15 protein-coding genes are annotated in these 21,366 nt (G+C 32.8%); 4 read left to right on the top strand and 11 right to left on the bottom strand.

Translation table 11 applies throughout. From position 1 onward, the window contains the following. The first annotated feature begins 461 nt into the window (after nucleotides 1–461). The gene (locus ACWA1B_RS13955) at nucleotides 462–2,381 is read left to right on the top strand and encodes a DUF294 nucleotidyltransferase-like domain-containing protein (RefSeq protein ID WP_456907861.1); all 1,920 of its coding nucleotides are present in this window, start codon (nucleotides 462–464) and stop codon (nucleotides 2,379–2,381) included. 3 nt (nucleotides 2,382–2,384) lie between these two features. Further along, the gene (locus tag ACWA1B_RS13950) at nucleotides 2,385–2,981 is read left to right on the top strand and encodes a 3'-5' exonuclease (RefSeq protein WP_035643800.1); all 597 of its coding nucleotides are present in this window, start codon (nucleotides 2,385–2,387) and stop codon (nucleotides 2,979–2,981) included. Nucleotides 2,982–3,149: 168 nt separating this feature from the next. Here the strand turns inward: ACWA1B_RS13950 and acs are convergent, their stop codons facing one another. The 7 genes from acs to ACWA1B_RS13915 form a co-directional block, all read right to left on the bottom strand. Continuing rightward, complete coding sequence (gene acs, locus ACWA1B_RS13945) at nucleotides 3,150–5,057, bottom strand: acetate--CoA ligase (protein ID WP_456907859.1); 1,908 nt, start codon at nucleotides 5,055–5,057, stop codon at nucleotides 3,150–3,152. 498 nt (nucleotides 5,058–5,555) lie between these two features. Then, nucleotides 5,556–7,025, bottom strand: coding sequence for a ketol-acid reductoisomerase (ilvC, locus tag ACWA1B_RS13940; RefSeq protein ID WP_456907857.1), 1,470 nt, complete (start codon nucleotides 7,023–7,025; stop codon nucleotides 5,556–5,558). Between the two features lie 61 nt (nucleotides 7,026–7,086). Continuing rightward, on the bottom strand, nucleotides 7,087–7,608 hold the full coding sequence (gene ilvN, locus ACWA1B_RS13935) for an acetolactate synthase small subunit (protein WP_035643804.1): 522 nt from the start codon (nucleotides 7,606–7,608) through the stop codon (nucleotides 7,087–7,089). 51 nt (nucleotides 7,609–7,659) lie between these two features. Beyond that, nucleotides 7,660–9,348, bottom strand: coding sequence for a biosynthetic-type acetolactate synthase large subunit (gene ilvB / locus ACWA1B_RS13930; RefSeq protein WP_456907854.1), 1,689 nt, complete (start codon nucleotides 9,346–9,348; stop codon nucleotides 7,660–7,662). Between the two features lie 64 nt (nucleotides 9,349–9,412). After that, nucleotides 9,413–11,086: a dihydroxy-acid dehydratase gene (gene ilvD, locus ACWA1B_RS13925; RefSeq protein WP_456907852.1), complete on the bottom strand. Its 1,674-nt coding sequence runs from the start codon at nucleotides 11,084–11,086 to the stop codon at nucleotides 9,413–9,415. A gap of 269 nt (nucleotides 11,087–11,355) precedes the next feature. After that, complete coding sequence (gene leuB / locus ACWA1B_RS13920; RefSeq protein ID WP_142448808.1) at nucleotides 11,356–12,474, bottom strand: 3-isopropylmalate dehydrogenase; 1,119 nt, start codon at nucleotides 12,472–12,474, stop codon at nucleotides 11,356–11,358. A 76-nt stretch (nucleotides 12,475–12,550) separates the two neighbouring features. Beyond that, nucleotides 12,551–13,726 carry a 2-isopropylmalate synthase gene (locus ACWA1B_RS13915; protein ID WP_456907849.1) on the bottom strand — a complete coding sequence of 392 codons (1,176 nt, stop codon included), beginning with the start codon at nucleotides 13,724–13,726 and terminating at the stop codon, nucleotides 12,551–12,553. Between the two features lie 155 nt (nucleotides 13,727–13,881). Between ACWA1B_RS13915 and ACWA1B_RS13910 the strand changes: the two genes are divergently transcribed. After that, nucleotides 13,882–15,426, top strand: a complete 1,545-nt coding sequence (locus ACWA1B_RS13910; protein ID WP_035643811.1) for a hypothetical protein — start codon at nucleotides 13,882–13,884, stop codon at nucleotides 15,424–15,426. A 73-nt stretch (nucleotides 15,427–15,499) separates the two neighbouring features. On the opposite strand, the gene ACWA1B_RS13905 is transcribed toward ACWA1B_RS13910, so the two are convergent. Further along, complete coding sequence (locus tag ACWA1B_RS13905; protein ID WP_456907847.1) at nucleotides 15,500–17,155, bottom strand: M1 family metallopeptidase; 1,656 nt, start codon at nucleotides 17,153–17,155, stop codon at nucleotides 15,500–15,502. Nucleotides 17,156–17,324: 169 nt separating this feature from the next. After that, a complete protein-coding gene (locus tag ACWA1B_RS13900; RefSeq protein ID WP_456907845.1) occupies nucleotides 17,325–18,977 on the bottom strand; it encodes a M1 family metallopeptidase in 1,653 nt (550 codons plus the stop codon). A gap of 114 nt (nucleotides 18,978–19,091) precedes the next feature. On the opposite strand from ACWA1B_RS13900, the gene ACWA1B_RS13895 reads away from it, so the two are divergent. Then, nucleotides 19,092–19,790, top strand: a complete 699-nt coding sequence (locus ACWA1B_RS13895) for a carbohydrate-binding family 9-like protein (protein ID WP_456907843.1) — start codon at nucleotides 19,092–19,094, stop codon at nucleotides 19,788–19,790. 14 nt (nucleotides 19,791–19,804) lie between these two features. Here the strand turns inward: ACWA1B_RS13895 and ACWA1B_RS13890 are convergent, their stop codons facing one another. Together ACWA1B_RS13890 and hisIE are read right to left on the bottom strand one after the other, a co-directional pair. Continuing rightward, entirely contained in the window at nucleotides 19,805–20,515 is a 711-nt protein-coding gene (locus ACWA1B_RS13890; RefSeq protein WP_456907841.1) for a hypothetical protein, read from the bottom strand. A gap of 79 nt (nucleotides 20,516–20,594) precedes the next feature. Then, nucleotides 20,595–21,191 carry a bifunctional phosphoribosyl-AMP cyclohydrolase/phosphoribosyl-ATP diphosphatase HisIE gene (hisIE, locus tag ACWA1B_RS13885; RefSeq protein WP_456907839.1) on the bottom strand — a complete coding sequence of 199 codons (597 nt, stop codon included), beginning with the start codon at nucleotides 21,189–21,191 and terminating at the stop codon, nucleotides 20,595–20,597. Nucleotides 21,192–21,366: the final 175 nt, after the last annotated feature.

Here is a 21,366-nt window from a genome sequence, read left to right as displayed (position 1 = left end):
CTCATTGAAAATTCGATTATTTGAAAGAATGTAAAGCAATTTTCAAATAAGAGATAAATGAAGCTTTGTATAGTTATGATTAATAACAATCCAGTTGACTTAGTATTAAATAAAGATAATGATATTTTGACCTATAATTTATATTATGTAAAATAGAAAATTTCAAAAATATTTCTCTGTACTACTTCAAATAAAACAAATTAATTCACTAAATACACTTTCATCATCTCAAACTAATTGTAAATGAGAATTTTGCACAACTATTATAAAAAATGTGATGGCATCAGATTAAATTTAGAGTGATAATTCAAATTTAAAATGTAAAAAAAACATTTTAAAGCCTTGAAATCAGTAATTCTTAACATTTCTTTAAAATATTCAGATTATGCCAAAGTTGCTATCATTGTAAGACTTTATTTTCTTATTTTTACATTCGATACTTTAAAAAAATTATCATATATATGAATACTATTGCTGAGCATATTGCAGATTTTTTAAAAGAATACCCGCCGTTTAATAATTTGACTTTTCAGGAATTATCTGATATTGCAACAAACATCCGTGTATTAAACTTAGAAAAACATACTGTATTATTTCAAAACAACGATACGCTGCATGATAGTTTTTATGTTGTAGCTTCTGGTGTCATCAATTTAACTACAATTGCTGATGCTGAGGAAACTATCATCAATAAATGTCACGAAGGCGATATTTTTGGTCTAAGACCTTTCTTTGCCAAAAATAATTATATGATGACGGCAAAAGCGCGTGAAGAAAGTATCATATATGCTATTCCGATTGCGGTTTTCAGACCTTTTGTTGCTAATAATTCTGATGTTTTAAATTTTTTGCTGGAGAGTTTTGCAACAAATTCAAGACATACAAAAGATAGCGTAAATTCAAACGGAAAAATGATTTCTGATACTTCGTTCTACGTTGATCAGCAATCAGAAATGCAATATATTCAATCACTTAACTATAATAATTCACCTTTAACAACCGAGGCAACTCATATTGTTAAAGATGTTGCGATTTTAATGACTGAGGCAATGGTCGATAATATTATAGTTTGTGGAGAAAAAAGTCGCCCAATTGGTATTGTTACTGCTACCGATTTAGCTTCAAAAATTGCAACTGGCCGCTATCCTATTACAGAAACGATTGATAAAATTATGTCTTCACCAGTAGTAACAGTAATTGAAAATGTTTCGCTTGCCGAAGCACAATTGCTAATGCTTAAACATAATGTAACGCACCTTTGCGTTACAAAAGACGGTACGAGCAAATCTGCTGTAAAAGGAATTATTTCTGAGCACGATTTAATTGTAGCTCAAGCGAGTAACCCTGGTGTTTTAATTAAAGAAATTAAGCGTTCGCAGCTACCAAAAGACTTAAAACAAATTCGTGATCGTTTATCTGATTTGATTCAGAATTCGATTCAGAAAAATATTCCGATTTCGCATGTGAGCAATATTGCCAGTGAAATCAATTTGGCCATTATCAAACGCTCTGTTGAATTATCTATTTTAGATTTAGGCTCACCTCCTGCTCGTTTTGCCTGGTTAAGCATTGGAAGTCAAGGACGTAAAGAACAACTGTTGCTTACAGATCAAGACAGTATTTTAATTTTTGAAGATGTTGCTCCGGAAAAATACAGAGAAGTCAAAGATTACTTTTTGAGATTAGCAAAAAGAGCCACTACTATCTTGGAAAAAGTAGGATATGAATTTTGTCCAAATGGCCATATGGGAAGCAATATGTTATGGTGTAAATCATTGACAGACTGGACAAAACAATACAACAGTTGGATGAATACTCCAGGTGAAAATAGCAACGATTTAAGCAGTATTTTCTTTGATTATGAAATTGTTTTTGGTGAACCAAAAATTGAAGAAGTTATAGAAAATGTGATTTTCAAAAATGCGGTAAATAATACTTTATTTTTTGATTTCTTAGGAAACGATGCTTTGAAAAAGAACTCTCCTCTGAGTTTTTTCAAAAAATTCATTGTTGAAGAAGAAGGTCCACATAAAGGAAAATTTGACATCAAAACGCGTGCTTTAATGCCATTGATTGATGCTGCACGTTTATTAATTTTAAATGCAAACATTAAAGGGATCAAAAATACTTATTTGAGATTCAAACAATTAGCAATAACAGATTCTAAAAATGCTGAAATCTATTTGAGTTGTGCTGAGGCTTTTTTAACACTCTCAAAATTTAGAACTGTTGAAGGTTTAAAAAATGACGATTCTGGACAATATATTAATCTTAGAGAAATGTCTAAAACAGACAAAGAAAAGTTAAAAAATGCCTTGACCCCAATGAAAGATCTTGAGGAATTAATTAAGAGTAAATTTCAACTTACACAATTCTCGTAAAATATGCTAGACTGGCTTAAAAATATTAATAAAGAATATCCAGATTTTTGGAAAGATTACCTAAACAAATTCGAGACAAAACCTAACAGATTCGTTGTTCTATCAACAGAAACATCTGGTTTAAACCCGAATAAAGACGTGATTTTGTCTTTAGGTGCGTTCTCTGTAATTGATGACAGCATTGTAATTAAGGATAATTTTGAATCCGTGTTACTGCAATACAAATTTTTGCAGGACAATGGACTTTCAAACGAATTTATTATTGAAAGCAAAATGAGCAAAATGCAGGAACCGGAAGCACTGGAAGCATTCGTTAATTTTCTGGGAAATGCCGTTTTAGTTGGTCATCACATAAATTTTGATATTGAAATGCTGAATTCTTCTTTGGAACGTCTTGACTGTGGAAGACTAAAGAATGAAGCTCTGGATGTTGATGTAATGTATCGAAAATTAATGGACATTAATGACAAGCAGTTTTCACTGGATGATTTATGTGAAATTTATAAAATCCCAAAAAGCGACAGAAATTCATCAGCTGAAGATGCTTACAGAATTGCTTTATTATTTTTAAAATTAAAATCTAGATTAGGGATTAAATAAAAATACAAAATAAGTGATCACAATTGTCAGACTGAGTAATTCAAAGTCCCGCAAAGTGATACAACATAAAAGACTTCGACTTCGCTCAGTCTCACAAATACTGATATTTCAAGACATAAAAAAGCCTCTTAAAATTTAAGAGGCTTTTTTATTTATAAATTCTAGTTATTAAATTCTTCCTTTTGTAATTTCATCTACAACTTCAGGATTCAATAATGTTGAAGTATCTCCAAAATTAGAAAAATCACCTTCTGCTATTTTACGCAAAATTCTACGCATAATTTTTCCAGAACGGGTTTTTGGCAAACCAGACACAAATTGAATTTTGTCTAATTTTGCAATTGGCCCAATGTGATCAGCAATATATTGATTAATTTCCTTTGTTAGGTTTTCTTTATTTCTAACTTCTCCAGTTTCTTTAAGAATTACATAACCATATAATGCATTTCCTTTAATATCATGTGGAAATCCAACAATTGCAGATTCCGCAACTGCTGGGTGTTCGTTAATAGCATCTTCGATTGGAGCAGTTCCTAAATTGTGACCAGAAACAATTACAACATCATCTACTCTACCCGTGATTCTATAATACCCAACTTCGTCTCTTAAAGCACCATCTCCTGTAAAATATTTTCCAGGGAAAGCTGAGAAATAAGTTTCTTTATAACGATCATGGTTACCCCAAATCGTTCTTGCGATACCAGGCCAAGGAAATTTAATACACAAACTTCCAACTACTTGATTTCCTTCAATTTCATTGCGTTTTTCATCCATCAAGACTGGCTGAATTCCTGGTAATGGTAAAGTCGCATAAGTTGGTTTTGTTGGTGTTACAAAAGCAATTGGAGAAATCATAATTCCACCAGTTTCAGTCTGCCACCAAGTATCTACAACCGGACATCTCTTATCTCCTACGTGGTCATTGAACCAATGCCAAGCTTCTTCGTTGATTGGCTCTCCAACTGATCCAATAACTTTTAAGGATTTCAAAGGATATTTTTGAATATAATCTAAGCTTTCTTTTGCTAATGAACGAATTGCAGTTGGTGCTGTATAAAATTGTGTGATTTTATGTTTTTCGATAATATCCCAAAAACGGCTGAAATCTGGGTAAGATGGAACTCCTTCAAAAATTACTGTTGTTCCTCCGTTTAATAATGGTCCATATAATATATATGAATGTCCAGTAATCCAGCCAATGTCAGCTGTACACCAGAAAATATCATTTTCTTCATGGCTAAAAACATTTTTAAATGTATAAGCCGTATAGACCATGTAACCAGCTGTAGTATGAACCATACCTTTTGGCTTACCAGTTGATCCTGAAGTATATAAAATAAACAAAGGATCTTCAGCGTCCATAATTTCGGCAACGCTATTGTCTAGAGCTGCATCTAACAATGGCTGCAACCAAATATCACGGCCTTCTTTCATTTTTACATCCGTTTTAGTTCTTTTAGCAACTAAAACTTTTGTTACTGATGGGCAAGTTTCTAGAGCCTCATCAACAATTCCTTTGAGATCAATTGTTTTGTTTCCTCTGTAACCTCCATCAGAAGTAATAACCATTTTACATTCACAGTCATTAATTCGTGCAGAAACAGCAGAAGCGGAAAATCCAGCAAAAACAACAGAATGTATTGCTCCAATTCTAGCGCAAGCCAAAACAGCAACAGCTAATTCTGGAATCATTGGTAAATAAATACAAACCCTGTCTCCTTTACGTACGCCTTGCTCACGCAAAACATTCGCCATTTTTGAAACACGTTCATATAATTCGTTGTATGTTATATGTAAAGCTTCTTCTGACGGATCATTCGGTTCAAAAATAATCGCAGTCTTCTCGCCTCTTTTACTTAAATGTCTATCAATACAGTTTTTAGTAATATTAACTTTTGCGTCAGTAAACCATTTTACTTCGGCGTCAGCCATATTAAAATCAACTACTTTTTCCCATTGTTGGTACCATGTAAAATTTTCCTCAGCGATTTTACCCCAAAATTTTCTTGGTTCCCTTATTGACTTATTGTAATGTTTAAAATATTGTTCTAAATTTTCAATTTTATAATAACTCATATGTTTCTTGGAATTTTTTTTTATAAATGTATTAAATCTCAGCGTATTCTTAAAATTATTTAATTCATAAATTTTAGCAAATAAAAACACATATTAAAAAAAATATCTCTTTTTATTGCGTTTAATACAAAAAAACACTTTTTCACATCAAAAAGCATATTACAAAAAAGGTGTAGCAAATAAATACTACACCTTTTTATTTTTAACAATTTCAATAACAATTAATTTTGTAATTATATAATTACAATACCTTCTTCTATTTTGAAAATAGAAGCATCTTTATTAATTACAACAGAAATTTCAACAAGTATATTTATTAGAAAATATACCCCATTATGAGGGATCAGCTTCACTTAACAACTCTCGCTGAAGTTAAGTGAATGCAATATGCATCTATATCTAGTTTTTTAATAAGTGCTTACTAATTCAAAATATTACAAAATTTGATACAGTGCAAATCCCGCAAAATCCAATTTTGCGAGATTTCCCCAATTTTAATTATCCAATTTTTTTCATTGCCGTCATAGACTCTCTCAACCACGCTCCTACTTCTTCGATAGGATGTTGACGAATTTCTTTGTTTACAGCAATTAAAGTTGCATTATCTACTCCATTTGAAGTTGAGAATGGTTTCCCAATAATATTTGTTTCTACTTTTTTCATGAATTCTGTCAACAAAGGTTTACACGCATGATCAAATAAGTAACATCCGTACTCAGCAGTATCAGAAATTACACGGTTCATTTCGAATAATTTCTTTCTAGCAATTGTGTTTGCAATTAATGGTAATTCGTGTAATGACTCATAATACGCTGATTCTTCGATAATTCCAGCTTCAGTCATAGTTTCAAAAGCTAACTCAACACCAGCTTTTACCATTGCAATCATTAACACTCCATTATCAAAATATTCTTGTTCAGAAATTGGAGCTTCTTGTGGAGCTGTTTTTTCGAAGTTAGTTTCTCCTGTAGCAGCTCTCCATTTTAACAAATTAACATCGTCATTTGCCCAGTCAATCATCATAGTCCTAGAGAATTCTCCAGAAATGATATCGTCTTGGTGTTTTTGGAATAACGGACGCATAATGTCTTTTAATTCTTCTGCTAATTCGTAAGCTTCAATTTTAGAAGGATTATTTAAACGATCCATCATATTTGTGATACCACCATGTTTCAAAGCTTCTGTGATAGTTTCCCATCCGTATTGAATTAATTTTGAAGCATATGCAGCGTCGATTCCTTTTTCAACCATTTTATCAAAACATAAAATAGATCCAGTTTGCAATAATCCGCAAAGAATTGTTTGCTCACCCATTAAATCTGACTTTACTTCGGCTACGAAAGATGATTTTAAAACTCCTGCCTTATGTCCTCCAGTTGCTACAGCATAAGCTTTTGCCTGATCTAAACCAAATCCGTTTGGGTCATTTTCTGGGTGAACCGCGATAAGTGTTGGTACACCAAATCCTCTTTTGTATTCTTCACGAACTTCAGATCCAGGACATTTTGGAGCACACATAATTACTGTGATATCTTTACGAATCTGCATCCCTTCTTCAACAATGTTGAATCCGTGAGAATATGCTAAAGTCGAACCTTGTTTCATTAATGGCATAATTGCAGTAACTACAGCAGTATGTTGTTTGTCTGGAGTTAAATTACACACTAAATCAGCAGTTGGAATCAATTCTTCATACGTTCCTACTTTAAATCCATTTTCAGTTGCATTTTTATATGAAGCTCTTTTTTCAGCAATTGCATCTGCACGCAATGCATAAGAAATATCTAAACCTGAATCTCTCATGTTTAAACCTTGATTCAAACCTTGTGCACCACAACCTACGATCACAACTTTTTTTCCTGCTAATGCTGCGATTCCGTCTGCAAATTCTGATTGCTCCATAAATTCGCAAACTCCTAGTTGCTCTAATTGTAATCTAAGTGGTAATGTGTTGAAATAATTTGCCATTTTTTTTTATTTAATGAATTGTGTAATTTAATAATTGATTTAATAGTAATTATGAATGATATTATTTGAAAGTCTCCAATAGCGTTGAAATTTCCATTTTTTCTTTTGAAACTGAAATTCTTCCCGAACGTACAAACTGCATAATGCCATAAGGTTTGAATTTTGCATACAATTCTTCAATTTCAGAACGTCTTCCTGATTTTGAAATCACGAAAAAATCACGAGAAACCGTTACAATTGTAGACTGGCTTTCTTTGATGATATTCTGAATTTGTTTTTCGTCAAACAATAAATTTGAAGCAATTTTAAATAATGCATTTTCAAGATAAATCGTCTCTTCATCTGTATGATAAAATGCTTTTATAACTTCAATTTGTTTTTCAATTTGTCCAACAATATTCTGAACCCATTTCTCTGTAGTATTCACTACAATAATGAATCTTGAGACATTCTCTATTTCTGATTCAGAAACATTTAGACTTAATATATTAATGTGACGCTTTAAGAATATCCCCGATATTCTATTCAACAAACCCACGTTATTTTCTGAGTATACCGATATGGTAAATGTTTTATCTTCCATTTGTTTTTTAGTTTATTTTTCCCGATAAAAATCGGGATTGAAACTTTCTTTTTAGCTTAATCTAATTTCTGAAACACATGCTCCCGTTGGAATCATTGGAAAAACGTTGTTTTCTTTTTCTACCATGACTTCCAAGAAGTACGATTCTTTAGAAGCTAACATTTCTGCAACAGCTTCATCTAAATCTTCACGTTGCGTAACTTTTTTAGATTTAATATGATATCCTTCTGCAATTGCAACAAAATTTGGGTTAATCATCTTTGTTGATGCATATCGGTTGTCAAAGAACAATTCTTGCCATTGACGTACCATTCCTAAAAATTCATTATTTAAAATAACAATCTTAACAGGAACCTGAGTTTGAAAAATTGTTCCCAATTCCTGAATTGTCATTTGGAATCCACCATCACCAATAATCGCTACAACTTCACGCTCTGGTTTACCCATTTTTGCTCCAATAGCAGCTGGAAGCGCAAATCCCATTGTTCCTAATCCGCCAGAAGTGATATTACTTTTAGTTGAATTAAATTTAGCATAACGACATGCAAACATTTGGTGCTGACCAACATCTGAAACAATAATAGCATCACCTTTTGAATGTTTATTGATCATTTCAATAGTTTCTCCCATTGAAATTCCTTTGCCATTCGTAGGATTCAACTCTTCCTTTATAACCGTATTATATTCAACTTCTTGTAATGCTTTAAATTCATTGTGCCATAAATCATGAGATTTAGCATCAATTAAAGGCAATAAAGCTACTAGAGATTCTTTTACGTCGCCCAAAACTGCAATTTCAGTTTTCACGTTTTTGTCAATTTCAGCAGGATCAATTTCGAAGTGAATTACTTTCGCCTGTTTCGCATAAGTAGCTAATTTTCCAGTAACACGGTCATCAAAACGCATTCCGAAGGCAATTAAAACATCACATTCATTGGTCAATAAATTTGGACCATAATTTCCGTGCATTCCAAGCATTCCAACATTTAAAGGATGGTCTGTAGGTAAAGCCGATAATCCTAAAATTGTCCAAGCCGCAGGAATTCCTGATTTTTCTACTAAAGCTTTAAATTCTGCTTCAGCTTGACCTAAAATAATTCCTTGTCCAAAAACAATGAAAGGTTTTTTAGCGCTGTTGATTAAAGCTGCGGCTTCGGCAACTTTATCTAATTTTAATTTCGGAACCGGAACATAACTTCTAATTCCAGTACATTTTTCATAACTGTAATCAAACTCATCAAATTGAGCATTTTTGGTTATATCGATCAAAACCGGACCTGGACGGCCAGAACGAGCGATATAAAAAGCTTTTGCAATTATTTCCGGAATCTGAGAAGCTTCAGTAATCTGAAAATTCCATTTTGTAACCGGAGTTGAAATTCCGATAATATCCGTTTCCTGAAATGCATCAGAACCTAATAAATGTCTTCCAACCTGACCTGTAATACACACCATTGGCGTTGAATCAATCTGCGCATCTGCGATTCCGGTTACTAAATTTGTAGCACCCGGCCCAGAAGTAGCGATTGCAACACCCACTTTTCCAGTAGCTCTGGCATAACCTTGAGCTGCATGCGTTGCCCCTTGTTCGTGACGAACTAAAACGTGGTGCAACTGATCCTGAAATTTATATAATTCATCGTAAACTGGCATGATTGCTCCTCCTGGATAACCATAAACCAAGTCTACACCTTCTTCTAACAAACATCTTATAACGGCTTCTGCCCCTGATATTCTCATAGTATATTATTTTTCAAGAATCAATTTCAATTTTTGATTGATTCTTGATATTATTGTTTTAAAATTATTTATCGGTAACGCAACCTGTAGAAGCGCTTGACACCGATCTAGCGTATTTAAGCAATACTCCTCTATCAACTTTTAAAGGAGGCTGAACCCAAGCCGCTTTACGAGCAGCGAATTCTTCGTCAGATATCTTCAGGTCGATTGTATTTTTCTTAGCGTCGATAGCAATTATATCTCCATCTTTTACTAGTGCAATACCACCACCGTCATATGCTTCTGGTGTAACGTGTCCTACCACGAAACCGTGTGAACCTCCGGAAAATCTACCATCTGTGATTAGTGCACAGGTACTTCCTAATCCGGCTCCGATAATTGCAGATGTAGGTTTTAGCATTTCAGGCATTCCCGGACCACCTTTCGGTCCACAACCTCTAATGACGACTACATTGCCTGGTTTAATTTTTCCGGCTTCAAGACCTGGAATTACTTCAAATTCACCTTCAAAAACTACAGCTGGACCTTCAAAATATTCTCCTTCTTTTCCACTGATTTTTGCTACAGCACCTTCAGAAGCCAGATTTCCATATAAAACTTGAATATTTCCTGTTGGTTTCAACGCTTTTTGAATTTCATGAATTACTTCTTGTCCGTCTTGTAAATCTGGAGTTGAAGCTAAGTTTTCAGCTACAGTTTTTCCTGTTACAGTTAAACAATCTCCATGAATAAGTCCAACTTTCAATAGATATTTCATTACTGAAGGAATACCTCCAACTTCATGAATATCTTCCATCATATATTTACCACTTGGTTTCATGTCAGCAAGAACTGGAGTTCTGTCATTAATTGCCTGAAAATCATCCAAAGTGATTGTTATTCCAACTGAGTGCGCCATTGCGATTAAGTGCATAACTGCATTTGTAGAGCCTCCTAAAACTGCTACAATTGTAATAGCATTTTCAAAAGCTTTACGAGTCATGATATCTCTTGGCTTAATATCTTTTTCTAATAAAATTTTAATTGCAGCTCCCGCAGCAAGACATTCATCTCTTTTTTCCTGACTCAAAGCAGGATTTGAAGAACTGTATGGTAAACTCATTCCTAATGCTTCGATTGCAGAAGACATAGTGTTAGCAGTATACATACCACCACAAGCCCCGGCGCCCGGACAAGCATTTTTAATTACTCCTTTAAAATCTTCCGGAGTGATTTCTCCTTTTACTTTTTTTCCTAAAGCCTCAAAAGCAGAAACGATATTCAAAGATTCTCCCTTCCATTTTCCAGAATGAATCGAACCTCCGTAAACCATCATTGACGGGCGGTTTAATCTTCCCATTGCGATCAACGCTCCAGGCATATTTTTATCGCAGCCAGGAATTGCAATAATACCATCGTACCATTGTGCTCCTGCAACTGTTTCTATAGAATCGGCAATTACATCGCGGGAAACTAATGAATAGCGCATTCCTTCGGTTCCGTTTGAAATTCCGTCACTAACACCAATGGTATTAAAAATAAGTCCGACAAGATCTGCATCCCAAACACCTTTTTTAACATCTTTTGCTAAATCATTCAAGTGCATATTGCAAGTGTTACCATCGTAGCCCATGCTTACAATTCCCACTTGTGCTTTTTTCAAATCTTCTTCAGTTAAACCAATTCCGTACAACATAGCTTGCGCTGCAGGCTGTGTCTGATCTTGAGTGATGGTTTTGCTGTACTTATTTAATTCCATTATGTATTAATTTATTTTAATTTTTGTTCAAAAAAAAACCTTCCAGTATTTGGAAGGTTAATAATATAGTTTTTCAATTATATTTATACCATTCCCTGCGCAGATGTGATAATCACATTGACAACAACGACAGAAGTAATAATAATTGAGATTTGCATCTTTTCTATTTTTTAGTGTCACAAAAGTATAAAAACTTTAATAACTAAAAAAATAAAATCTCAACATTTTAGAAACTTCTTGTTATTTCTTCTACGTTTTAACAAAAAATATTAAACAATTGTCGATTGCCCAATACTTACATTATCATTATTGAAATAAAGCAAATCATCTTTGCTGAAAATAAAATTAGAAACAAACTCCCCTACTTCATTTGTACCGAATTTTGAATCTGGTTTTAAATCAACCGTCACTACTTTAAATTCTATTGCTTTTTCAACCGCCTGATAAATCACATTTGCTTCTTTAAATAAACCGAAATGCTCCAACAACATTGCTGCTGATAAAATGGAAGCAATTGGATTGGCAATATTTTTTCCTTTTGCCTGAGGGTAAGAACCGTGAATTGGCTCGAAAAGCGCATTTTTTTCTCCTAAAGATGCAGAAGCCAACAAACCAATTGAGCCTGTAATAACACTTGCTTCATCTGATAAAATATCTCCAAATAAATTCTCTGTCAAAATCACATCAAATTGTTTTGGATTTAAGATGATTTGCATTGCCGCATTATCAACAAATAAAAAATCTAAAGCTACATCTGGATAACTCTCGCCCACTTTCTGAACTACTTTTCTCCATAATCTTGAGGTTTCTAAAACATTTGCTTTATCTACCATTGTCAGCTTTTTGCGTCGGTTTTGTGCCGATTTAAAAGCTAAATGTGCAATTCTGGTAATTTCTTCTTCTGAATATTCACATAAATCTGAAGCGTGTGTTCCTTCTTCGTTTAATGTTTTTGCTCCAAAATAAGCACCACCCGTTAATTCTCTGAAAATAGTAAAATCAGCACCTTCAATAATTTCTCTTTTTAAAGGAGAAGATTCAACTAATGCTTTATAAGGTTTTATTGGACGAATGTTTGCGAACAAACCTAATTCCTTACGTAATTTTAATAATCCCTGCTCCGGTCGAACTTTTGCATTTGGATTATTATCATATTTAGGATCGCCAATTGCGCCAAACAAAACAGCATCAGTATTCAAGCAAAGATTCAGCGTTTGTTCTGGCAACGGATTTCCTGTTTTATCAATTGCAACTGCACCCATAAGTGCCTCTTCAAAAACAAATTCATGATTGTACACCTCGCCAATTGCGTATAATGCTTTTTTGGCTTGTAAAATTACTTCTGGTCCAATTCCGTCCCCTGGTAAAACTGCTATTTTCAAATTCATAACGTCTCGTTCTTTATGATTTAAATCTTTATTTTTTTTTCTATTTTCTTGCTTCTTTCTTCTATTCTCTTTTCAACTAGCTTCTGATTAATTCTCCCTGAATTTTTGAAGCTTCGATAATTTGATGAATATCAGCATCAACAACTTCTTTTTTGATATCAGCGAATTTCAAAAACTCAATATATACAATGTCTAATTGTACTTTAGTAAGTTCATAACCTACTTTTTTAGCACGGTAAGCCAATGCAGCTCTTCCGCTTCTTGCTGTCAAAATAATTGACGATTCATTCACACCAACATCAAGCGGATCCATGATCTCGTACGTAGCTCTGTTTTTGATAACACCATCTTGGTGAATTCCAGAACTGTGTGCAAAAGCATTTGCTCCTACAATCGCTTTATTTGGCTGAACAATCATTCCCATACTTTCAGAAACTAAACGGCTCATTTCGTTCAATTCTTTAGTATTAATGTTTGTATCCAGATTTAAGTATGGATGTTGTTTGAAAATCATTACCACTTCTTCAAGTGCCGTATTTCCTGCTCTTTCACCAATACCATTAATAGTACACTCAATTTGTCTTGCACCATTTATAGCTCCCGCGATTGAGTTTGCAGTTGCCATTCCTAAATCATTATGACAGTGACATGAAAGAATTACGTTTTCGATTCCTTTTACGTTTTCTTTTAAATATTTTATTTTTGCTCCGTATTCTTCAGGAAGACAATATCCTGTTGTATCAGGTATATTTAGTACCGTTGCACCAGATTTGATAACTTCTTCACAAACTTTTGCTAAAAACGCATTATCAGTTCTTCCTGCATCTTCAGCGTAGAATTCAACATCTTCTACATATGATTTTGCATGAGCTACTGCAAATTTTGCTCTGGCAATAATATCTTCGGGCGTAGTTTGTAATTTGTGGAGGATATGAGATTCTGAGGTTCCGATTCCGGTATGGATTCTAGGTTTCTTCGCATGCTTTAAAGCCGCTGCAGCAACATCAATGTCGTTTTTAACGGCTCTAGTCAATCCGCAGACGGTTGCATTTTCTACAATTTTACAAATCTCAGAGACCGATAAAAAATCGCCCGGACTTGACACAGGAAATCCTGCTTCGATAATATCAACTCCCATTTTGTCTAGTCGTTCTGCGATAACTAATTTCTGATTAGTATCTAACTTACATCCTGGAACTTGTTCACCATCGCGCAAAGTGGTGTCAAAAATTTGAACTTTCTCTCTATTCATATTCATTTATTTAATGTAATTTCACATTGTAATAACAAATATATATTGTACTTATGCAGTACAAAATTCGTTTTAATGAAATTATACTGTTCATAAAACATTTTATACATAGTTAAATACTTTATAATCAATAAGTTATATTATTATTTTTTACAATGGCTAACCATCAAAAAGATTTCTTATTTGTTCTGATTAAATCCCTTTCCAAATCTGAAAAAAGACAATTTAAAATTTTTGCGAGTCGCTTAGAAACTAGTTCGAATACAAAATTCATCGAACTCTTTAATATTTTAGATAAATCAGAAACCTACGATGAAAAGCTTATTTTGAAGAGCGGAATCATCAAAAAAGTTCAGTTATCTAACTTAAAATCATACTTGTACAAGCAAATTTTAGTTAGCATTCGTTTAAATATTCCGAGCCAGAATATTCGCTATCAATTGCGGGAGCAAATAGATTTTGCTGTTATTCTATATAATAAAGGTTTGTACAAACAGAGCTTGAAGATTCTTGATAAAACAAAACAGCAGGCTTTAGAGAATGATGAAAAATATATGGCGTATGAAATTGTAGAATTCGAAAAACTGATCGAATCACAATACATTACCCGAAGTATTCAAGGCCGCGCTGACGAATTAGTAATTCAGGCAAAAGAATTGAATTACCGAAATACGATTTCAAGCAAATTATCCAATTTATCGCTTCAGTTATACGGAATCATGCTGAAAACCGGTTACGTAAAAAGCGACGAAGAATATAAATATATTGACGATTATTTCAACCGACATATTGCAAAACTAGACGAAAGCAAGTTTGGCTTTAGAGAGAAATATTGGTTTTACAATGCTAATTTATGGCGTAGTTTCTTAGTGCAGGATTTCTTAGCAAGTTATAAATACGCTTATAAATGGGTTACGCTGTTTTATGATAATCCAAACATGATTTACTTGAATCCGGTATTCTTCTTAAAAGGAAATCATTACTTTTTGGAATCGCTTTATATGCTTAAATATACTTCGAATTTCAAAAGATACCTTTCACTTTTAGAAGAAACAATCGAAGATCCAAGATTTCCGGTAAACGATAACATTGCATCGCTATCATTTCTATACATATATAATAATAAATTGAATTTGCATATTCTGGAAGGGACTTTTGCCGAAAGCGAATATTTAATTCCGGAAATTTTAGAAAGACTAAAATTACACAGCGAACATCTCGATGAACATCACGAAATGTTGTTTTTCTACAAAATTGCTTCGATTTATTTTGGAAATGAAAAATACAACGAATGTATTCTTTACTTAGATAAAATCATCAATAACAAGAATTTGACAATGCGTGAGGATTTAATGTGCTTCGCAAGACTTTTGTCATTAATTGCGCATTACGAACTAGGAAAAGATTATTATTTAGAAAACCATCTTAAAAGCACGTATAAGTTCTTGCTGAAAATGAATGATTTACATGAAGTTCAAAAGGAAATTATCAAATTCTTAAGAAACTTAAATAATTTTTATCCAGCCGATATTAAGAAGGAATTCAAAAAAATGCACGCTCGTTTTGTTGAACTTGAAAAGAACACTTACGAAAAAAGAGCTTTCTTATATTTAGATATTATTTCTTGGCTTGAAAGCAAAATTGAAAATCGCAAAATTGCTGATATTATTAAGGAAAAAGCTAAGCTGAATAGTCGTTAAGGATTTAAATTTTAATAAAAAAAGCGTAAAAGATCTGATCTTTTACGCTTTTTTTATTGATTTTATCGAAGTTCTATTCTACAATATTCGAAGTCGTAACATAGAAATCTTTATCAACTTCTACTTTTCTATCTTCATTAGTAGTTTTTTCAGATTGCCATTCAGTTGTTGGTTTTAACCACATTTCAACTCCATTTAGTTTTACTCTAACCGGCATATCAAATTTGGCTACGCAATTTGTCCAATGATATCCGAAAGTTCCATTTTTGAACATATACTCAAAAACCGGAATTTGAGTTGTCGTCAAATATTGAGCAAAAACTCTGTTGAAGTTAATTCCTGATTGTTCGTTGATATAATCCTGAATTTGCTTTCCGGTAACGGTTTGATGATAAAAAATTTTATTCATACCTCTTAAAATCGATTTCCATTTTGCATCATCATTAATTACCTGACGAATCATGTGCAGCATTGAAGCTCCTTTTGGATACATATCTCCTGATCCTTCATTATTTACATCATAATGCCCAATAATTGGCGTATCATTTTTAATGTTTTTTCTGCATCCAATAATATATTCAGAAGCGGCGTCTTTTCCATAATAATATTCTAAAAACAAACTTTCAGAATAGTTGGTAAAACTTTCATGCACCCACATATCCGCAATATCTTTATAGGTAATATTATTGGCAAACCATTCGTGGCCAGACTCGTGAATAATGATAAAATCAAATTTTAATCCCCAACCTGTTCCACTTAAATCACGTCCTAAATAACCGTTTTTATATTGGTTTCCATAAGTTACAGAACTTTGGTGCTCCATACCCAAATACGGAACTTCTACTAATTTATAGCTGTCTTCGTAAAACGGATAAGGTCCAAACCAGTTTTCAAAAGCCTTCAACATTTTTGGAGCATCTTTAAATTGCTCTTTGGCTAGAATCAAATTATCTCTCAAAACATAATAATTACAATCTAAATTGCCTTTTTCACCTTTATAAACCTCAGAGAAATTAACATAATCACCAATGTTGATATTCACGCCGTAATTATTAATTGGATTCGAAACATACCAATTAAAAGTTTTCGTTCCGTCTTTTTCTTTTTTAACGCTTTTTAATCTTCCGTTTGAAACATCTGTCAAATCTCCCGGAACATTCACGCTAATTAACATATTTTCAACTTCATCATACATATGATCTTTGCAGGGCCACCAAACACTCGCGCCTAAACCCTGACAAGATGTAGCAATAAAATCTTTTCCGTTTTTATCTTTTTTCCAAGAAAATCCGCCGTCCCACGGTGCTCTTACAGCCTCTTTAGGTTTTCCTTCAAACTTGATTATAATTTCTTTCGAATCTCCAACTTTCTGTTTTTCTGCTAAAGTAATGAAGAAAGCATTTCCATCCCTTTCAAACTTTAATGGCAAACCATTCTGAGTCACTTTTGTAATATTCATTGGTTGCTGCAAATCGATTTGCATTCTGTTGTTTTCTGTCAAAACAGTGTAACGTACTGTATTTGAACCTGAAATTGATTTCTCTGAAGGATTCACTTTTACATCTAAGTGATAATATTTCAAATCCCACCAGGCTCTTTCTTTTGTAATGCTGCCGCGCAAACTATCCTGATGCGTAAAAACAGTTTCTGACTTGCTTAAAAGTCCTTGCGCATTTGCACCAAAACCAACTATAAAGGCGATAAAAGCGCCAACAAAATATTTTCTCATTATTTATAAATTTGTAATAAATAAGGTCATTAAACCTTTTTAATCTATAACAAATGTAAACATTCAGATTAATTATTCTAAAATTTTATGATTTTCGAAATTAAAAAAATAAACCCGACTGAAGCTAAAAACATTCCGTCGGGTTTGATTTCTAATCTTTTGAAAGAATTTAATTCGTAATATCAGAGGTAGTAATATAAAAGTTTTTATCTGTTACAAGTGTTGGTTTATCGCCTTTTACATCTAATACTTGCCATTCATTTTTAGGTTTCAGCCAGGTTTCAACACCATTTAAATTTACTTTTAGAGGCATATTAAATTCTGGCGTGCAATTGATCCAATGGTATCCTAATTTTTGTTTAAAGAAAAAATATTCCAAAGTTGGCAATTGAGTTGTTCTTAAATACTGATTAAAAATAGGACTTAAATCGATACCTGATTCTTTGCTCATGTAATCCTCAATTTCTTTAGTGGTAACGGTTTTATGATAAAAAGTGCTGTTTAAGCCTCTTAAAATGTTTTTCCATTTTGCATCATCATTCACAAGCTGACGAATGGTATGCAGCATATTTGCTCCTTTTGGATACATATCGCCAGAACCTTCTTTATTAACATTATAAGTACCAATAATTGGCTTGTCATTACTAATTAATTTTCTTTCTCCAATAATATAGGCTGCAGCAGCATCTTTGCCATAATAATATTCGATGAAAAGACTTTCGGAATAAGTAGTGAAGCTTTCATGGATCCACATATCAGCAATATCTTTATAGGTAATATTATTGGCAAACCATTCGTGTCCCGATTCGTGAATAATAATGTAATCAAATTTTAAGCCCCAGCCAGTTCTGCTCATATCATCACCTAAATAGCCATTTTTAAACTCATTTCCGTAAGTCACAGAACTTTGATGCTCCATACCTAAATAAGGCGCTTCTACCAATTTATAACTGTCTTCATACCAAGGATAAGGTCCAAACCAGTTTTCAAAAGCTTTCAGCATTCGTGGTGCATCTTTAAAATGTTCTTTGGCAATTGCCAAATTATCTTTTAAAACATAATAACTGCAATCTAAATCACCTTTTTCTCCTTTATATTTCTCCGAAAAATTGACATAATCACCAATATTAATATTTACACCATAATTGTTGATCGGATTTGAAACATACCAATTAAAAGTTTTTGTTCCGTCTTTTTCTTTTTTAACGCTTTGCAGTCTTCCGTTCGAAACATCAGTCAAATCTCCGGGAACATTCACACTGATCAGCATATTTTCAACTTCGTCATACATATGATCTTTGCATGGCCACCAAACGCTGGCACCTAAACCCTGGCATGAGGAAGCAATAAAATCTTTTCCATTTTTATCTTTTTTCCAGGTAATTCCTCCGTCCCATGGTGGATTAATAGCTTCTTTAGGTTTTCCTCCAAAAGAAACAACAATCTCTTTCGTTTCTCCAACTTTTTGTTTTTCTGCTAGCTCTATAAAAAAAGCATTTCCGTTTCGTTCAAATTTCAGTTCTTTTCCATTTTGAGTCGCTTTTGTAATATACATCGGTTCCTGCAAATCAATTTGCATTTTGTTATTTTCAGTCAAAACTGTATAACGTATTGTATTTGAACCTGTAATAGTTTTTTCAGCGGGGTTTATTTTTACATTTAAATGATAATATTTCAAATCCCACCAGGCTCTTTCTTTTGTAATGCTTCCTCGTAAAGTGTCTTGATGTGTCAAAGTTTCTGACTTGCTAAAAATAGACTGTGAATGTGCTGAAAAACCAGAAATTAAAGCTATCAAAATAGCGCTTAAGTTTTTTTTCATAAAATAATTTGAAAATTAAAAGATTATTGGAAAAATGTTTGCATTCAGAACAAAAAAATAACACTAAAATTAATAATTCTTCTCTATTTTTAGCTTTTTAAATCATTCATTTTTATGAAGCCTTCTTTTATAGTGTATTTACTCCTTTTTTTATTTCTTAACAAATGCTATTCACAAGAAATTCCCATTTATAAAACTGCTGAAAAAGTGATTATTGACGGCGATTTATCAGATTGGAAAACTTCATTTTTAGGGCCATTTGTAATTCATAATTCAGGAGAAAAAGCAACTCAAAATACTTTTGTTTCCTTTTCATGGAATGACGAAGCTCTTTATGTTGCTTATCGTTGTACAGATTCTAAAATTATAGGCTCAAAACAAAAAAATGATACACAGATTTTCAATACAGATGATTTAGTAGAAATTTTTATTGATTCCGACGGTGACGGACAAAACTATATTGAAATTGGAGTAAATGCTTTTTCAACACAATATGATATGTTGTTAAAATCTTCTTCGATGGATTATAACGGATGGATAACTTCAATGAATTTTAATATTTCTGGGCTAGAAACGGCAAGCAAAATTAATCTGGAAGGTTTTTCTGCAGAAATTAAAATTCCATTTTCAAGTTTAGAAAAAATTGAAAACGGAAATTTTACAAAACCAAAAATTGGTACAAAATGGCGTGGAAATGCTTTTAGAATAGATTACGGTAACACAACAGAATATCTTGCAATTCAGGCTTATAAAAGTTTAAAATTCGGATTTCATCAATCTTCTGAATTTGCCGTTTTTGAGTTTAAAGAATAGAATTTTAAAATTGATTAACCATAAGATTCAAGCCCAATCTGCGCTCCTCTTTTTAAATTTCTCTTACCTGCAATTCCGTTTATTACTAAACCTAGACCCGACAAAACTGCACCGTAAAAAATAAGTCCGCCTCCGGTTCCTATTGTAAATACCAAACCAAGAGCAAAAAGAACAATTCCAATTATAATATTTCTAGTAAATTTTCTAGAAAAATCTTTACGGGTGATATCATTTATACGGTCTATTTTCTTTAGAACTGAAACTGGAATTTTAACACTTCTTTGTTCAATTATATTGCTTACAATGAAATAATTTTCCTTGGAGTGGTTTTCTGTAAGTTCTCCAAAGTTTCCGTTTTCTATAATTTTATCCAGAATACTTTCAAAATTAGCAAGTAATTCTGCATCAGTAAGATCTTTGTTGTTATCTTCGATTATATCCTCGATATTTTCTTCAAATTCAAGTCTTCTTTCCGATAAATATTCGATTTGTTCCAAAGGAGAAAGTTCTTCTATATGTCTCTTTTCTATTTCTTTCTCTTCTGCTATTTTCTTTTCATTGGCTTCTTTCAAAATTGCCTCAATATCAATATTTCTGGCAACTAAAATTTCCTTTGCAACAACTAGCGCATCAGGATTGTATTTACTGGCGTTTTTAGTCAGCATCAAAATTAAATCTTCATCTGAATGATCCACAAAACGCTTTCTGAATGTTTCTATGTCCATGGCTTAAATATTTACGTAAATATCAAAAAATAATTTTTATTTTAACATAATTTAGTAAATATTTTTTCACAATTTAGAATTATTTCTGACGTTTCTTCAGAACTTCAACAACGTCATTTAATTGAAAACCTTTTGCCTGCAATAAAATCAAATAATGAAAAAGTAAATCAGCGCTTTCACTCAAAAATAAATCATCATTATCATCTTTAGCTTCAATAACCACTTCTACAGCTTCTTCTCCAACTTTCTGAGCAATTTTGTTGATCCCTTTTTCGAATAAAGAAGCTACATAACTTTTCTCAGAATCAGCATTTTCTCTTCTGGTTTTGATTGTATTTTCCAATTGAGAAATAAAACCATAACTCGCTTCATTTGGCTCTTGCCAACAAGTATCTGCTCCTGTATGACATGTTGGTCCGACAGGTTTTGCCTGAATCAAAAGTGTGTCGCCATCGCAATCGTTTTTAATGCTTACCAAATTTAAAAAGTTGCCACTCTCCTCACCTTTTGTCCAAAGTCTTTGTTTTGAACGGCTGAAGAAAGTTACTTTTTGAGTTTCTATGGTTTTTTGAAGCGATTCTTCGTTCATGTAACCCAGCATCAAAACATTTTTAGTTTCCGAATCCTGAATGATTGCCGGAATCAATCCGTGTGCGCTTTTTATATCGATTTCCATTTTAGATTTTAGATTTTAGATTTTAGATTTTGATTCTCTCCAATCTTATTATTTTTTTATTTTGAATATTTTCTTTCTTTTTGTTTCTTGCTTCTTGCTTCTTGCTTCTTGTTTCTTGCTTCTTGCTTCTTGTTTCTTGCTTCTTGTTTCTTGCTTCTTGTTTCTTGCTTCTTGT

The organism is Flavobacterium xizangense (assembly GCF_054075145.1).
The sequence above is the reverse complement of the archived record's forward strand: the minus strand, read 5'-3'. Positions and strand labels throughout refer to the sequence as shown.

Bases quoted from the DNA above. Each gene is read 5' to 3' on its own strand.
- ilvD (WP_456907852.1), bottom strand. From the start codon at position 11,086: ATGGAATTAAATAAGTACAGCAAAACCATCACTCAAGATCAGACACAG.
- leuB (WP_142448808.1), bottom strand. From the start codon at position 12,474: ATGAATTTGAAAATAGCAGTTTTACCAGGGGACGGAATTGGACCAGAA.
- ACWA1B_RS13955 (WP_456907861.1), top strand. From the start codon at position 462: ATGAATACTATTGCTGAGCATATTGCAGATTTTTTAAAAGAATACCCG.
- acs (WP_456907859.1), bottom strand. From the start codon at position 5,057: ATGAGTTATTATAAAATTGAAAATTTAGAACAATATTTTAAACATTAC.
- ilvN (WP_035643804.1), bottom strand. From the start codon at position 7,608: ATGGAAGATAAAACATTTACCATATCGGTATACTCAGAAAATAACGTG.
- ACWA1B_RS13915 (WP_456907849.1), bottom strand. From the start codon at position 13,726: ATGAATAGAGAGAAAGTTCAAATTTTTGACACCACTTTGCGCGATGGT.
- hisIE (WP_456907839.1), bottom strand. From the start codon at position 21,191: ATGGAAATCGATATAAAAAGCGCACACGGATTGATTCCGGCAATCATT.
- ACWA1B_RS13890 (WP_456907841.1), bottom strand. From the start codon at position 20,515: ATGGACATAGAAACATTCAGAAAGCGTTTTGTGGATCATTCAGATGAA.
- ilvC (WP_456907857.1), bottom strand. From the start codon at position 7,025: ATGGCAAATTATTTCAACACATTACCACTTAGATTACAATTAGAGCAA.
- ACWA1B_RS13895 (WP_456907843.1), top strand. From the start codon at position 19,092: ATGAAGCCTTCTTTTATAGTGTATTTACTCCTTTTTTTATTTCTTAAC.
- ACWA1B_RS13910 (WP_035643811.1), top strand. From the start codon at position 13,882: ATGGCTAACCATCAAAAAGATTTCTTATTTGTTCTGATTAAATCCCTT.
- ACWA1B_RS13900 (WP_456907845.1), bottom strand. From the start codon at position 18,977: ATGAAAAAAAACTTAAGCGCTATTTTGATAGCTTTAATTTCTGGTTTT.
- ACWA1B_RS13950 (WP_035643800.1), top strand. From the start codon at position 2,385: ATGCTAGACTGGCTTAAAAATATTAATAAAGAATATCCAGATTTTTGG.
- ilvB (WP_456907854.1), bottom strand. From the start codon at position 9,348: ATGAGAATATCAGGGGCAGAAGCCGTTATAAGATGTTTGTTAGAAGAA.
- ACWA1B_RS13905 (WP_456907847.1), bottom strand. From the start codon at position 17,155: ATGAGAAAATATTTTGTTGGCGCTTTTATCGCCTTTATAGTTGGTTTT.